The organism is Bradyrhizobium murdochi, from assembly GCF_000472965.1.
Taxonomy (GTDB): Bacteria; Pseudomonadota; Alphaproteobacteria; order Rhizobiales; family Xanthobacteraceae; genus Bradyrhizobium; species Bradyrhizobium murdochi.
On the sequence record NZ_AXAU01000017.1, the window covers coordinates 1 to 14,692 of the forward strand.

Consider the following 14,692-nt stretch of genomic DNA (forward strand, 5'->3'; position numbering starts at 1 on the left):
ACGTCGAGCTTCCGTTTGCCGGTATCGATCCCGGCACAGATTGTGGTACGCTTGGCCATCTTCGTCGACCCTCCCTTGTGATGCGAACCTAAAGTTCGTTCAACCATCCGGGTCCCGATGAAGTGCCGACTGCGATCTTGCTACGTAAGACAGCCCTCTAGGCTTCGGTGGGCATCGATCCGATCAATCGGCGGCCCAGCCCGGGTGGCCACCCAGGCTGGGCCATTCCTCACGGAACGATGCCAGTTTAATCCTTCGCGCTAATACAAGGGTGGGCAAAGGCGCGCAAGCGCCGTGCCCACCGCTACTTGCGCCCGCGCTGAGTGGTGGGCACGCTGCGCTTTGCCCACCCTACGCGGAGCCCTCTACATGCAATACGACCCCAGCGACTTAAAACCCCGCGAGCGCTACAAGGTGCTCACCTCCTTCGTGCTGCCGCGGCCGATTGCGTGGGTGACGACGATCGGGCCTGCCGGCGTGGTCAACGCGGCGCCGTTCAGCTTCTTCAACGTGTTCTGCGAGGATCCGCCGCTCTGCATGTTCGCCGCCAATCTGCGGCCCGACGGCCGCGTCAAGGATACCGTGATCAACATCCGCCGAACGGCCGAGTTCGTCGTCAACATGACCGACGAGCCGTTGGCGCGGGCAATGCATGAAAGCAGCGGCGACTTTCCGCCCGAGGTCGGCGAGCCCGACTATCTCGATCTCAAACTGGCGCCCTCGACCAAAATCGCTGTACCGCGGCTGGCGGATGCGCCGTTTGCGATGGAGTGCAAGACCTGGAAGGAGATCGACGTCAACGGCGACCGGCTGCTGGTGATGGGCGAAGGCATCCACTTCCATATCCGCGACGAATTATGGGACCACGCCGCGATGCGCGTGCACATGGAGCGCTATCATCCGATCGGCCGCATGTTCGCAGATCGCTACTGCCGGACCGACGACCGCGTGGTGTTTCCGCCGGCGGAGGGGGCGAAGACGGTGGTTTGATTTGTAGGGTGGGCAAAGCGAAGCGTGCCCACCATTCCAATCACGCATGAAGATGGTGGGCACGGCGCTAGAGCGCCTTTGCCCACCCTACGAATCTCAGCTTAGCCTATGCGCACGCAGGAATGACCGGATCTGGCGCACCGCGAGCGGCACCCGCTCTTTCGGCTCCTTCCACGGAAACAGGCTGACTTCGGCGTTCGGCGCCAGCATCGCGCTCTCCATGGCGACCGCGTACGGATGGGCGGGGATATCGTCGGGCAGGATCAGCACCGGCGTCTGGCATTGGCGGACGAAATCGCGCGTCACGGTGAAGACGAAATCGGGATCAGTGCGATACATTCGGGTCAGGAATTTTTCCGCCTGCTCCATCGTGATGTCGGACCGGCGTTCTGTCAGTTCGGGCGCCCAGCCGGTCATGTTGTTATTGTAGAACAGGTCGCGCATTTCGGGACGCGAGCCTGACGGCATCGCCAGTACGGCGGCGACGACGCGATCCGGCGCGCGCTTGATCAGATTCCAGATCAAGGGGCCGCCGATGCAGAAACCCAGCACCATGAATTTTTCAAAACCAAGGTGATCCATCAGCGCGAGCTGATCGTCGGTGTGGGAATCCCAGGGACGCTCGATCTCGAGCGGGCCGGTGGATTGGCCGGGCAGCGCGTTGCGCAGGTCGTAGGCGATGCAGCGGTATTCGTTGCCGAATTCCTTGATGGCGTTGAAGGGCGGATAGTCGCCGGTAATCCCTGAGATGTTCGAGTTCAATCCGCCGCCGGCGATCAGCAGCAGCGGAAAGCCGGAGCCGGCTTCCTCGTAGTGGATGCTAACTGTGCCTTTTTCGAAGAAGCTCATGGTGGTTTCCTCTGCCCTATGTCTTGGCCGCTGCCTGCGGCTCTTTGACCTCCCTCGCCCCGCTCTTGCGGGGAGAGGGTCGGGGTGAGGGGCTGTCACCACGAGCACCGCTCGCGGAGAGTCCCCCTCACCCGGATTGCTGCGCAATCCGACCTCTCCCCGCAAGCGGGGCGAGGTAAGACAAAGCCTCACCCCTGCGCCGGCTCGCCGATCTTGTCCTGCGTCTTTGTATCGAAATCGCTGGCCTCGTGCCGCTCGTGCAACTGGCTTGCCGGATCGCCGGAGATGCGGTTGACCATGCGCCCGCGCTTTACCGCCGGGCGTTTGGCGATCGCGTCGGTCCAGCGCTGCACGTTCTTGTATTCGTGCACCGAGAGGAATTCACCGGCGCCGTAGACCAGGCCCTTAGCCAGCGCGCCGTACCATGGCCAGGTCGCCATATCGGCGATCGTGTATTCGCTTCCTGCGAGATATTCGTTATCGGCCAAACGACGGTTTAGCACGTCGAGCTGGCGCTTCACTTCCATGGCGTAGCGGTCGATGGCGTATTCGATCTTGGTCGGCGCATAAGCGTAAAAATGGCCGAAGCCGCCGCCCAGAAACGGCGCGCTGCCCATCTGCCAGAACAGCCATGACAGGCATTCGGCCCGCGCCGGCCCGCTCGCCGGCAAAAACGCGCCGAACTTTTCGGCGAGATGCATCAGGATCGCACCGGACTCAAACACCCGGATCGGCGTCGGTCCGCTGCGATCCATCAGCGCGGGGATCTTCGAGTTCGGATTAACAGCGACAAAGCCGCTGCCGAACTGGTTGCCGTCGATCTTGATCAGCCAGGCATCGTATTCCGCACCGCTGTGGCCGGCCGCAAGCAGCTCCTCGAACATCACGGTGACCTTGACGCCGTTGGGAGTAGCCAGCGAGTAGAGCTGGAACGGATGGCGGCCGACCGGCAGCTCCGCCTCATGCGTAGGGCCTGCGATCGGGCGATTGATCGCGGCGAACCGGCCGCCGCTTTCCTTGTTCCAGGTCCAGACTTTCGGCGGCACGTATTCGGCGGGCTCGTTAACGGGGGCGTCGGTCATTCGGGTTGGCTCCAGGCTTCTTCGGCCGTCTCGCGATTGCGTGATCTGTCGCGCGTCGGCCACTTCAATCCATGTAAGGTTTCGTATCAGCACCGCAACAGAACAAAAAGCGCGCAAAAGTCAGGGGAGGAATGCGCCATGCCACGCCTGCCCTGATTGCACGAGGCAAGTGTACTCGGAGCAATGCTGCTGTGGCTGGTGTAATCGAGATCGGTCATAATGGAGGTGTCGCCAGCAAAGAGACCCATCCACATGCTCCCATCACAGCGCGCCCTATTCGAGATACCGCGCCAGATCTGCTACCTGAACGCCGCCTCTTACAGCCCGCTACCGCTTCGAACGCTGGAGGCCGGCCGCGCCGCGGTTCTCCGCAAGGGCACGCCGTGGACGCTAGAGGCCTCCTTCGCCAATCAGCAGCATGAACGCGCGCGCCTTGCTGCCGCCCGGCTGATCAATGCCGAAGCCGCCGATATCGCGCTGATTCCTTCGATCAGTTACGGCGTTGCCACCGCCGCGAAGGTGCTGCCGATCGCCCGCGGCACGCGCGTGATCGTGCTGGAGAACGATCATTCCTCGCCGGTGCTCGAATGGCATACGCGGGCCGAGGGAGAAGGGTTCACCGTCGAGACGGTTCGGCAACCTGACGATGGCGACTGGACGGCGGCGATCCTCGGAAGCATCGAGCGATCCGGCGCTCCGCCGGTCAGCCTGGCCTCGATCTCATCAGTGCACTGGTCGGACGGCGGGTTGATCGATGTCGACAAGGTCGGCGCGGCACTGCGGCGGCGGGGCGCCGCCTTCCTTGTCGACGCAACGCACAGCATTGGCGTGCTGACGACCGACGTGAAGCGTCTCGACCCGGATTTTGTGATCTTCCCGACCTACAAATGGCTGCTCGGCCCTTACGGCCGAGCCTTTCTCTATGTTGCCAAACGTCATCAAGGCGGTATCCCGCTTGAGCAGACCGCGTCCGGCCGCCGCAACGTGCGCGCCGACAACGCTGTCTATTTCACCGATCTCAGTTATGTTCCCGATGCGCGGCACTTCGACATGGGCGAGCGCGACCATTTCATCTCGATGGAAATGGCCTCGATCGGCATGGAGATGATAGCTGACTGGGGCGCGCCGGCCATTGTGCAACGTCTCACGATGCTGACGGAGCGGATCACGCAAGCCGTGCGCGGCACCGGCGTCCACGTTCCCGAACCTCACCTGCGGGCGCCGCATGTATTGAGCCTCGCCTTCAAGGGCGGAATGCCGGCGGGATTAATCGAGGCAATGGCAAGTGAGGACGTCTACGTCGCGCCGCGCTTGGGACGGATGCGTGTGTCGCCGCACGTCTATAATGACGAAGCTGATGTAGATCGGTTTGTTGAGGCGTTGACGCGGCGGCTGCGGTATAAGCTGTAGGGTGGGCAAAGGCGCACTTGCGCCGTGCCCACCATATTCATGCCGCGCCGCTAGATGGTGGTGGGCACGCTTCCGCCTTCGCTCTCGTTGAGCTACAGCGGACAAGTCGCTTTGCCCACCCTACGGGAGCGGTTTACGAGGCCGCCAGCTTGCGCGGCTGCTCCGTCTGCTCCATCATAAATCCCTCATAGCCCTTGGCCGCGACCTCATTGCAGATCTGCCGGTAGGGCCCGACGCCGCCGATATAGGGCATGAAGATGCGCGGCTTGCCGGGGACGTTGGCGCCCATGTACCAGGAATTGGCCTGCGGATAGAGCGTGCTGGCGGCGACCTCGTTGACATGAGCGACCCATTTGTCTTCGGCTTCGGTGGCGGCTTCCATCGTGTCAAGCCCGCGATCGCGCATGTAAGCGAGACAGTCGGTGATCCAGTCGACATGCTGCTCGATCGACACGATCATGTTGGACAGCACCGACGGACTGCCGGGGCCGGTAACGATAAAGAGGTTGGGAAAGCCCGCGCTCATCAGGCCGAGATAGCTGCGCGGGCCCGCGGCCCATTTCTGGTTCAGCGTCTGGCCGTCGCGGCCTTTGATATCGATCTTCGCCACTGATCCCGTCATGGCGTCAAAACCGGTCGCCAACACCAGAGCGTCGACTTCGTAGTTCTTGCCGGCCACGCGCACGGCGTTTTCAGTGATCTCTTCGATCGGATTCGACTTGATGTCGACCAGCGTCACGTTCGGGCGGTTGAAGGTCGCGAAATAATCGGTGTCGATGCAGATGCGTTTTGAGCCGATCGGATGGTTGTTCGGCTGCAATAGTTTTGCCGTTTCCGGATCCTTGACGATGCCGGCGATCTTGTCGCGGACGAAATTCGCAGCGGTGTCGTTGGCGGCCTTGTCGAGCGCAAGATTGTTGTAGACCGACATGAAGGTAAGCCCGCCGTGATTCCAGCGCGCCTCGTACTTCGCACGGCGCTCGTTGTCGCCGTCATCGAGCGCGCCGCGGTCGGGCATCTCGGTATAGATGCCGTTCTTCGCGACCTCGCGCGCGAAGCGCCGGATCTCGGGATAGTTGGCGCGGAATTTCTGCCGCTCTTGTTCCGTCAGCGGCGCATTGCGGGCGGGAATCGAGAAATTCGCGGTGCGTTGAAATACCGTCAGATGGCTGGCCTGTTCGGCGATGACCGGCACCGACTGAATCCCCGACGATCCCGTGCCGATGACGCCGACGCGCTGACCGGTGAAATTGACTTCTTCATGCGGCCAGTGGCCGGTGTGGTAGACCTTGCCCTTGAACTGATCGAGACCCTTGATGTCGGGCATCCGCGCGTTCGACAGGCAGCCGGTAGCGAGCACGACGAATTTTGCTGATACCGTCTTGCCGTCCGAAGTCGTTACCGACCAGAGGGAGGTCGCCTCGTTGAACTCGGCACGATCGACGCGGGTGTCGAACTGGATGTCCCTCCGCAGATCGAAGCGGTCGGCGACGTGGTTGGCGTATCTTAAAATCTCCGGCTGCGGTGCATAGCGCTCGCTCCAGTCCCACTCCTGCTGCAGCTCTTCCGAGAACGAATAGGAATACTGCATGCTCTCGACGTCGCAGCGCGCGCCGGGATAGCGGTTCCAGTACCAGGTGCCGCCGACGCCCGAGCCCTGCTCAAAAACCCGCGCCGTCATCCCCTGTCCGCGCAAGCGGTGCAGCATGTACATGCCGGCAAAGCCCGCGCCGACCACGACGACGTCGTAGGCCTCGGGCAATTTGGCGGCGGCGGACGGCATGGCGGACATGAAAACGGGCTCCCTGAAAATTATGTTGGTTGCGTGCAGCATTCTCTCGCTAGCGCCAAAGCGCAAGACGCAAATCGGCGGCCGTGCTCTGCATATTTTGCGAGATGGAATGTTCGCTCCTCATGGTGAGGAGCGCGTCTTCGCGCATCTCGAACCATGAGGCCCGTCTGTGACCTTCATCCTTCGAGACGCCTGTTGCGCAGGCTCCTCAGGATGAGGAACTAACACCGCTTGGCATGCAAGGCTCCAATGGGCTAGCGTCGCGCGGAAAGCCGAGCAGCCATCTGAAATGCTGCCGCCGGGAGGTCACCATGAAATCGCCAATCTGCGACATGCTGGGAGTTGAATTCCCCCTGCTCGCCTTCAGCCATTGCCGCGACGTCGTTGCCGCCGTCAGCCGCGCCGGCGGGTTTGGCGTATTGGGAGCGACCGCGCATTCGCCCGAGACGATCGAGCAGGAATTGAAATGGATCGACGATCACTCCGATGGCAAGCCCTACGGGCTCGACGTGCTGATCCCTGAAAACATTTCGACCGCGGGCGAGAAGGACGTCACCTGGAAGAGCCTTGAGGCGCGGATTTCGCCGCAGCATCGCGATTTCACCCGCAACCTGCTGAAGAAATACGGCGTCGAGTTGACGACGAGCAATGTCGCCGACAACCAGCCGCAGCCGTTCGACGCGCAGCGCGCACTTGACGTGCTCGAGGTCTCGTTTCGCCATCCGATCAAGCTGATTGCGAACGCGCTCGGCGTGCCGCCGAAACAGATGATCGACATGGGCCGCAAGCATGGCGTGCCGGTGGCGGCGCTCGTTGGTTCGAAAGAGCACGCGCTGCGCCAGGTCGCTGCCGGCGTCGATATTCTGGTTGCGCAAGGCACCGAGGCCGGCGGCCATTGCGGCGAGGTTTCGACCATGGTGCTGGTGCCCGAGGTGATCAAGGCGATCAAGCCGGTCCGCGACGTGCCGGTGCTGGCCGCAGGCGGCATCATGACAGGCAGGCAGATGGCGGCCTGCATGGCGATGGGTGCGGCCGGCGCCTGGACCGGCTCGGTGTGGCTGGCGACGGTGGAATCGGAGACCACGGAAATTTTCCGCGAGAAGATGATCGCGGCATCCTCGCGCGACGCCGTCCGCTCCAAGGGCCGCACCGGCAAGCCGGCACGACAATTGCGGTCGGTGTGGACCGATGCATGGGACCGCGGGCCGGATAGCCCCGGCGCCTTGCCGATGCCGCTGCAAAGCATCATCAGCCGCGACGCCTTCAATTCGATCGACCGCGCGGCCGCCGCCGGCAATGTGCAGGCGCGCGATCTCGTGACCTACTTCGTCGGCCAGGGCGTCGGCCTGATCGACAGCGTGAAGTCGGCCGGCGCCGTGGTGCAGGAATTCAAGGAAGATTTTGCCGACGCGGTGGAGCATATGAACATGCTGATGGAGGAGTGATTGTCATTCCCTCATGGTGAGGAGGCGCGAAGCGCCGTCTCGAACCATGAGGCCCGTGGCCCATCCTTCGAGACGCCGCTTCGCGGCTCCTCAGGATGAGGTCTGTGTACGTTGAGAAGCAAAGTCAGAAAAAATGCCAAACTCCCCCCTCCCCGAAGACCGCATTCCCGTCATCGTCGGCGTCGGCGAAATCGTCGACCGGCCAAAGGACATCGCCGCCGGCCTCGAACCGCTGGCACTGCTCGAACAGGCGGTGCGGCGCGCGGAGGCCGATAGCGGCGCAAAGCTGCTCGGCGAGCTCGGCTCGCTCGATGTCGTCAATTTCCTGAGCTGGCGCTACCGCGATCCCGAGAAGCAGCTCGCAGCAAAGCTTGGTGCCGCGCCAGCGCATTGCTATTACGGCCCGGTCGGCGGCGAGAGCCCGATCCGCTACATCCACGAAGCCGCAAAGCGCATCGCGCGCGGCGAGTGCAGCGTGGCGGTGGTCTGCGGCGCGGAAGCCCAATCCACCGCAACCAAGGCCGAGCGCGGCGGCATCGCCCTGCCATGGACGCCGTTTGCCCATGACGTCGAGGAGCCGAAGCGCGGTGCGGCGTTTCAGAAGCCGATGGCGGTGAAGCTCGGGGTGTTCCGCCCCATCACCGTCTATCCGCTCTATGAATCCGCCACCTCGGCGCATTGGGGCCAGACGCCGCGCGAGGCGCTGGCCGAATCCGGCGCGCTGTGGTCGACCTATTCGAAAGTGGCGTCAGAAAATCCAAATTCGTGGCTGAAGAAGCGATTTGCTCCTGAAGAGATCATCACGCCGACGCCGGAGAACCGGCTGATCGCGTGGCCGTACACAAAACTGATGGTGGCCAATCCAACCGTCAACATGGGCGGGGCCGTCTTGCTGACGTCGCTAGCGAAAGCGCGCGCGGCCGGCATAGCCGAGGAGCGGCTGGTCTATCCGATCGGCGGCGCGTCGGCGGAGGAGCCGCGCGACTATCTGGTGCGCGACCAGTTTTACGAAAGCCATCCGCAGAATGCGGTGCTGAAGGCGGTGATGGACCTGGTCGAAGGCGACGGCAGGAAATTCGACGCCATCGAGCTCTATAGCTGCTTTCCTTGCGTGCCCAAGATGGCGCGGCGGACGCTGGGCTTGGGCCCCGACGTGCAGCCGACGGTGACCGGCGGGCTCACTTTCTTCGGCGCGCCGCTCAACACCTATATGACGCACGCGGCTATCGCGATGGTGCGGAAGCTGCGCGAAGGCGGCAAGATCGGCCTGCTCTACGGCCAGGGCGGCTTTGTCACCAAGCATCACGGACTGGTGTTGTCGCGCGAGGCGCCGAAGGGGCGGCTCGCCCAGGACACCAGCGTGCAGGCCGAGGCCGACCGCAACCGCCGCACGGTGCCGGACTTCGTCACCGAGGCCTCAGGCAGGGGCAAAGTCGAGAGTTTTACCGTGATCTACAAGGGTAACGGCGAGGTAGAGCACGGCGTCGTGATGCTGCGCACCGAGCAAGATGCGCGGGCGCTGGCGCGTGTGCCCGCTGGTGACGCGGCGACGCTCAAGCATCTGTTGAACATGGACCAGACGCCGGTGTGGTCGGTCGGTGCGATCGCGACTGCCGATGACGGCGTGTTGGAGTGGCGGGTAGGATAGTTCTCGTATCCCGGACGCGGTGCAGCGCTCAGAATGTAGGGTGGGCAAAGTGACTTGTCCGCCGTAGCTCAACGAGCGAAGGCGGAAGCGTGCCCACCATTCACGACGCGATCTGTTGATAGATGGTGGGCACGGCGCTAAGCGCGCCTTTGCCCACCCTACCGTTTAGTGCGTGCTGCGCTGCGTCCGGGGCACGAAAACATCGTAGCCCCCTCACCCCGCTCTTACCGTATCCAAGAACTTGCCGACCTCGAGCTTGAGGCGGTTCGAATCGGCAGAGAGCGACTGTGCCGCCGAAAGCACCTGCGCGGAAGCCGAGCCGGTCTCGCTCGCCCCGCGTTGCACGTCGGTGATGTTGGCCGAAACCTGCTGGGTGCCGTCGGCCGCCTGCTGCACGTTACGGGAGATTTCCTGGGTCGCGGCGCCCTGCTCTTCCACCGCCGCGGCGATGGTCGAGGCGATCTCGGCCAGCCGTTCGATGGTGCCGCTGATTTCCTTGATCGCGCCGACGGATTCGTGAGTAGCCCCCTGGATGCCTGATATCTGCTGACTGATCTCGCCGGTCGCCTTGGCGGTCTGCTCGGCGAGCGCCTTCACTTCCGACGCCACCACCGCAAAGCCGCGGCCGGCCTCACCGGCGCGCGCCGCCTCGATGGTCGCGTTGAGCGCCAGCAGGTTGGTCTGGCCCGCAATGGTGTTGATGAGTTCGACAACGTCGCCGATGCGCGCTGCCGCCTTCGACAATTCGCTGACGCGATCGTTGGTGACGCGCGCCTGGTCGACGGCTTCACCCGCCATTCGCGCCGATTCCTGCACCTGACGGCTGATCTCGTTGACCGAAGACGACAGCTCCTCGGTCGCCGATGCAACCGACTGCACGTTGGTGGTCGCCTCCTCGGAAGCAGCAGCCACCGTGGTCGTCACCTGCTGCGCGCGCTCCGCCGTCGCGGTCAGCGTTTTGGCCGAAGCTTCCAATTCGGTCGAAGCCGAGGATACGGTTTCGACGATCTCGCCGACCGCCGTCTCGAAGGAGGCCGCGAGGCGGACCATTTCGGCCTTGCGCTGCTGGGCGGCGATCTGGTCCTGCCTGATCTTGGCTTCCGCCTCGTCCCGGGCTTTCTGCTCGGACACGACCTTGAATTTCTCGACAGCGCCGGCGACTGCGCCGAGCTCGTCCTTGCGCCCGAGGCCCGGCAGCACCACCGCGAAATTGCCGCCAGCGAGCTCGTCCATCGACACGCTCAGCGCACGCATCGGGCGGGCGATCATGAAGTAGGAGAATATGCTGGTTCCGATCAGCAGGAAGATCGTGCAGAGACTGATTGTCATCGACATCTGTTCGGCCGCCGTCATTTCGCGGGCGGCTTGGGCCTTTTCCTTCTCTACGCTCTGCTTGGCGAACTCGGCGATCTGGCTGGCAAGCGATTCGAGTTCGGCCGCGATCGGCAGCGTGACCTCGCGCGCGATGCGGACTGCCTCCTCATTCAGCTTCGCGATTCGAACTGCGGCGTCGGGAGCTCCCTCTGCGGCAATCACTTCGCCTCGCACCTTCACGATCTGCTGGGCTTCCTTAACGTAGTCAGAAGCCCTCGTCTTGAGCTTCCCGATGCGTGCGCGATTCTCGGCGGCGTGCGACAGTTTCAGCATCTCATCGGTGAGGTGACTAACCGATTTCAGCCCGGCGGCCAGATAATCATTGGCTCTTTGCAAGTGCGCCGAACTGTCAGCGAGACGAATATCACGAACGCCGGTCTGCATACCGTTAATCGATGCCTTCGCATCCACCGCATCCCGCGCGACCGCCTGCTGCGCCGACACACCAGCGTCGAGATCGCGCATTGCCGCATTTGCCCGCATTTGATTGATCACCATCGCTCCAACAAGCAGAACGCCGAGGCCCGAGGCAATGCCGAGCTTGGCGCTGATCGACAGGTTCAGGATGAAGCGGGACATGGCTTTGCGTCCTTATGAAACGACCCGGGGAAATCACAGCGCTGCCGTTGTTTCCCGCAGAGCAGGATCACGGTGAAGAAGTGCCGGGCCAATTTGGGACGAGCCGGTTCGTTGCGAACGAAGGGCTCCTGCGGCGGCATAGCCACAGAGCGGCACCCATGACCGTCAGGCTTTCATACGATGGTTAACCGGTGTCTAAGGCGGCACGATCCGGGAACTGGTAGTATTACGGAAGGGCGGCGCGCTTTATCGCCATCATGCCAGATCGTCGGTTTGCTTGCGGGCTGCCAACAGCGTCTGCTGCGGTGTTTCGCCAAACAACTCGCGATAGAGCGCGGTGAACTCGCCCATGTGCCAGAAGCCGTTCGCGAGCGCGACCGCCTTCACCGACTGCACCGACGCGCCGCGCACCAGTTGTTGTCGTACGTTCCACAGCCGCCGCAGCCGCATGTAGCGGTGCATGCTCATGCCGCGAATGGCAACCACGGCGTTATGCAGCGTCCGCACCGAGACCCCGAGTTGCCGCGCCACGTCGGCGCTATACAACGTCTTGCCGGCACTATCGGCCACGAACTCATCGAGCTTTCGGACCAGCGCCAGATAGTGGCTCAGACTGAGGCGCTTGGCTTCGGGTGTGGGCGATGCCGCAGCCATTGCCAGATCGACCGCCTGCAGAATCGATTCTTCAACGTGCTCGATCACGTTCGGCTGCGCGAAGCTGTCGGGCGAATGCGAGGCGAGCGTCAGTACATCGCGAACCGTCACCCGGAGTGTCTCGCATCTATCCGGCAGCGTCGCGATCAATTGAGCGCTATCGGCATCGCCTGGCCAGCCGCGATCGTCGATGGAAGCAAAATTCAAAAGCGCGACCAGATTGGCCCGCTGTTCTACGATCTCACACGTCGCGGTACCCTTGACCAGGAGCAAGGCCGGCGCGCGGGCTTCGACGCCGTCGATGATCAACGAAGCCGCATCTTCCATCGTGAAGCCGACGATCGCGCCGGTCGTGGAATACTGCATCTGCAGAATTCGTGGGAACGTCCGCTGCAGATGGACCGAACAGGACTTCAGCTTCAACGTGGCGAAAGCGGCATCGAAGTCCTTAGCGTCGATCGGAATGCTCTTGGCATCGCCCAGTCCTTCGATGTTCCGGAAGCGATCGACGTCCAGAGACCGGTTAATCTTTACGAACTCGGACTCAACTAGTTCATCGAGCAATGACACGCGGCGTCATCCGAGCCGTCGGCAGCGATCGTCGCAACAACGAAAAAGAGCGCTAGCCGGGATTGAGAGGGATCGCGTGCGCAACTTGACCATAGCGGGTGGGTGCCTCGATGCGCCTCCCCTTTGGATGAAGCGTGTTGAGTCCTGGCTCATCTTCTTTGACGCAGAACACATGGCAGTCTTCCGGCATCAGACCTTCTGAAGACCTTCTGACATCAGATCGTCACAATGCCTCTGCGTCTTACCACTTTTTCCCGGTTACGGAAGTTCGTTCGCCACATTTGCTCCCAGTTTCGCTCAAGGCGATTGATCGGCACGCGCCGCAATCGTAATTTTGCGATCTACGGATGTCTCCCGTTCCTCTTGCAGCCGAAAGCGGGCTGCTTCCGGCAATTCGCGTTTCTGATTCGGATCGCCAGCGACCGCGAAGCCGGCATCAGGAACCGGCTTCGAACCGAATAGTCGGTGCGAGATCAGGCCGCCCGCACGGAGTCGAGGAAGCGGCCGACCTCGAGCTTGAGGCGGTTCGAGTCGCCCGACAGCGATTGCGCTGCCGCAAGCACCTGCGAAGACGCCGATCCGGTTTCGCTGGCGCCCCGCTGCACGTCGGTAATGTTGGAGGACACCTGCTGGGTGCCCATGGCCGCCTGCTGCACGTTACGGGAGATTTCCTGCGTCGCGGCGCCCTGCTCTTCCACGGCCGCGGCAATCGTCGACGAAATCTCCGACAGCTTCTCGATGGTGCCGCTGATCGCCTGGATCGCGTTCACGGATTCCTGGGTAGCAGCCTGGATGCCGGTGATCTGCTGGCCGATTTCGCCGGTGGCTTTTGCGGTCTGCTCGGCCAGTGCCTTTACCTCGGAGGCCACGACCGCGAAGCCGCGGCCGGCCTCGCCGGCGCGCGCCGCCTCGATGGTGGCGTTGAGCGCAAGCAGGTTGGTCTGGCCGGCGATGGTGTTGATCAGTTCGACGACGTCGCCGATGCGGGTTGCCGCCTTCGACAATTCGCTGACGCGGTCATTGGTCGTGCGCGCCTGCTCCACGGCGTCATTGGCCATCCGCGCCGATTCCTGCACCTGGCGGCTGATCTCGGTGACGGATGACGCCATCTCTTCGGTGGCCGACGCCACCGACTGCACGTTGGTCGAAGCTTCCTCGGAGGCCGAGGCGACCGTTGTCGCAAGTTCCTGCGCGCGTTCCGCGGTCGAGGTGAGCGTACCCGCCGACACCTCGAGTTGGCTGGATGCCGACGACACGGCTTCGACGATTCGGCCGACTGCGACCTCGAAATCGTCGGCCATCTTGCTCATATCCGCCTTGCGGCTCGCCATGGCGCGGGTCTCGGCCGCGTGCTGCTCGGCCTCCAGCGACTGGCGGGAAATGGCATTGCTCTTGAACACTTCGACGGCCTTGGCCATCTCGCCAACCTCGTCGCCGCGCCCGATGCCGGGCACCTCGACGGCAAGGTTGCCGCTCGCGAGATCGTTCATCGCAACCGTCATCCGCTGCAGCGGACCGGTGACGCTACGCGCCACGAAGATCGACACCACGAGCGTAAATAGCAGGACTACACCGGCAATGATCAGCGAGCGCTGGGTCGAGGCCCAGGTCTGCGCCGTCAGATCGTCGATGTAGACGCCGGTGCCGACGACCCAGTTCCACGGAGCGAAGCCGACCACGTAGGACAATTTCGGTTGCGGCTTGTCGAAGCCGGGCTTCGGCCATTCGTAGGGAACAAAGCCGGAGCCGTCCTTTCTGACGGTATTGACGAAATCGACGAACAACAGCTTGCCGTTGGGATCCTTGTAGGCCGAAAGATCGTTGCCATTCATCTCCGGCCTGATCGGATGCATCACCATTTTCGGATGCATGTCGTTGATCCAGTAATAGTCGTTGTTGCCGTACCTGAGCGCCCCGATCCGCGCCATCGCCCGCTTCTGCGCATCGGCGTCGGAAACGCCGCCCTTCTGGGCCGCGGCATGCTCTTCCTTGATGATGCCGAGTGCGAGATCGCCGAGGTGGCGCAACTCGATCTGCTTCTGCTGATTGAGGCTCGATGCCAGTTCGCGCGAACCGAGAAAGGTGATGCCGAGAAGCCCGGCAAAGCTCAGGCAGATGACGGCATAGATCTTTCGGCCAACCGTCAGCTTGGCCCGGCTTATCATTCCAAACATGCTTGATCTCCCGCGCGACGACGGTGGTCGTCAGCCCCACTGCGCGGAATCGTATATGTCAGGCGCTTTCTACCCGTTAATTTTGTGCTCAGTAGATATACGGGGTTTTAACCAGGCCCGCGGCC

The 14,692-nt window shown here is 62.7% G+C and carries 11 protein-coding genes; 5 read left to right on the plus strand and 6 right to left on the minus strand.

Translation table 11 applies throughout. The features are described 5' to 3' along the window. Nucleotides 1-369 precede the first annotated feature (369 nt). Nucleotides 370-990, plus strand: coding sequence for a flavin reductase family protein (locus YUO_RS0126735; RefSeq protein WP_028350021.1), 621 nt, complete (start codon nt 370-372; stop codon nt 988-990). A 96-nt stretch (nt 991-1,086) separates the two neighbouring features. Here YUO_RS0126735 and YUO_RS0126740 read toward each other — a convergent pair whose 3' ends face one another. Continuing rightward, nucleotides 1,087-1,839 carry an alpha/beta fold hydrolase gene (locus YUO_RS0126740; RefSeq protein ID WP_028350022.1) on the minus strand — a complete coding sequence of 251 codons (753 nt, stop codon included), beginning with the start codon at nt 1,837-1,839 and terminating at the stop codon, nt 1,087-1,089. 188 nt (nt 1,840-2,027) lie between these two features. Beyond that, on the minus strand, nt 2,028-2,921 hold the full coding sequence (yghU, locus tag YUO_RS0126745; protein ID WP_028350023.1) for a glutathione-dependent disulfide-bond oxidoreductase: 894 nt from the start codon (nt 2,919-2,921) through the stop codon (nt 2,028-2,030). A 252-nt stretch (nt 2,922-3,173) separates the two neighbouring features. Here yghU and YUO_RS0126750 point away from each other — a divergent pair, with 252 nt between their 5' ends. Further along, on the plus strand, nt 3,174-4,331 hold the full coding sequence (locus YUO_RS0126750; protein ID WP_028350024.1) for an aminotransferase class V-fold PLP-dependent enzyme: 1,158 nt from the start codon (nt 3,174-3,176) through the stop codon (nt 4,329-4,331). Nucleotides 4,332-4,464: 133 nt separating this feature from the next. On the opposite strand, the gene YUO_RS0126755 is transcribed toward YUO_RS0126750, so the two are convergent. Beyond that, on the minus strand, nt 4,465-6,123 hold the full coding sequence (locus YUO_RS0126755; protein ID WP_028350025.1) for a flavin-containing monooxygenase: 1,659 nt from the start codon (nt 6,121-6,123) through the stop codon (nt 4,465-4,467). Between the two features lie 311 nt (nt 6,124-6,434). On the opposite strand from YUO_RS0126755, the gene YUO_RS0126765 reads away from it, so the two are divergent. After that, the gene (locus YUO_RS0126765; protein ID WP_028350026.1) at nt 6,435-7,568 is read left to right on the plus strand and encodes a nitronate monooxygenase; all 1,134 of its coding nucleotides are present in this window, start codon (nt 6,435-6,437) and stop codon (nt 7,566-7,568) included. A gap of 133 nt (nt 7,569-7,701) precedes the next feature. Further along, the gene (locus tag YUO_RS0126770; protein ID WP_028350027.1) at nt 7,702-9,216 is read left to right on the plus strand and encodes an acetyl-CoA acetyltransferase; all 1,515 of its coding nucleotides are present in this window, start codon (nt 7,702-7,704) and stop codon (nt 9,214-9,216) included. Between the two features lie 213 nt (nt 9,217-9,429). Here the strand turns inward: YUO_RS0126770 and YUO_RS0126775 are convergent, their stop codons facing one another. Both YUO_RS0126775 and YUO_RS47285 read right to left on the minus strand, forming a co-directional pair. Beyond that, nucleotides 9,430-11,169 carry a methyl-accepting chemotaxis protein gene (locus YUO_RS0126775; RefSeq protein WP_028350028.1) on the minus strand — a complete coding sequence of 580 codons (1,740 nt, stop codon included), beginning with the start codon at nt 11,167-11,169 and terminating at the stop codon, nt 9,430-9,432. Nucleotides 11,170-11,424: 255 nt separating this feature from the next. Continuing rightward, a complete protein-coding gene (locus tag YUO_RS47285) occupies nt 11,425-11,973 on the minus strand; it encodes a helix-turn-helix domain-containing protein (RefSeq protein ID WP_198028101.1) in 549 nt (182 codons plus the stop codon). On the opposite strand from YUO_RS47285, the gene YUO_RS47290 reads away from it, so the two are divergent. Continuing rightward, on the plus strand, nt 11,974-12,375 hold the full coding sequence (locus tag YUO_RS47290) for a hypothetical protein (RefSeq protein WP_198028102.1): 402 nt from the start codon (nt 11,974-11,976) through the stop codon (nt 12,373-12,375). 491 nt (nt 12,376-12,866) lie between these two features. Here the strand turns inward: YUO_RS47290 and YUO_RS0126790 are convergent, their stop codons facing one another. Then, nucleotides 12,867-14,567, minus strand: coding sequence for a methyl-accepting chemotaxis protein (locus tag YUO_RS0126790; RefSeq protein ID WP_028350030.1), 1,701 nt, complete (start codon nt 14,565-14,567; stop codon nt 12,867-12,869). Nucleotides 14,568-14,692: the final 125 nt, after the last annotated feature.

Excerpts from the sequence above, each read along its gene's own strand:
- YUO_RS0126750 (WP_028350024.1), top strand. The coding sequence starts at position 3,174 with ATGCTCCCATCACAGCGCGCCCTATTCGAGATACCGCGCCAGATCTGC.
- YUO_RS0126740 (WP_028350022.1), bottom strand. The coding sequence starts at position 1,839 with ATGAGCTTCTTCGAAAAAGGCACAGTTAGCATCCACTACGAGGAAGCC.
- YUO_RS0126735 (WP_028350021.1), top strand. The coding sequence starts at position 370 with ATGCAATACGACCCCAGCGACTTAAAACCCCGCGAGCGCTACAAGGTG.
- yghU (WP_028350023.1), bottom strand. The coding sequence starts at position 2,921 with ATGACCGACGCCCCCGTTAACGAGCCCGCCGAATACGTGCCGCCGAAA.
- YUO_RS0126770 (WP_028350027.1), top strand. The coding sequence starts at position 7,702 with ATGCCAAACTCCCCCCTCCCCGAAGACCGCATTCCCGTCATCGTCGGC.
- YUO_RS0126755 (WP_028350025.1), bottom strand. The coding sequence starts at position 6,123 with ATGTCCGCCATGCCGTCCGCCGCCGCCAAATTGCCCGAGGCCTACGAC.
- YUO_RS0126790 (WP_028350030.1), bottom strand. The coding sequence starts at position 14,567 with ATGTTTGGAATGATAAGCCGGGCCAAGCTGACGGTTGGCCGAAAGATC.
- YUO_RS0126765 (WP_028350026.1), top strand. The coding sequence starts at position 6,435 with ATGAAATCGCCAATCTGCGACATGCTGGGAGTTGAATTCCCCCTGCTC.
- YUO_RS0126775 (WP_028350028.1), bottom strand. The coding sequence starts at position 11,169 with ATGTCCCGCTTCATCCTGAACCTGTCGATCAGCGCCAAGCTCGGCATT.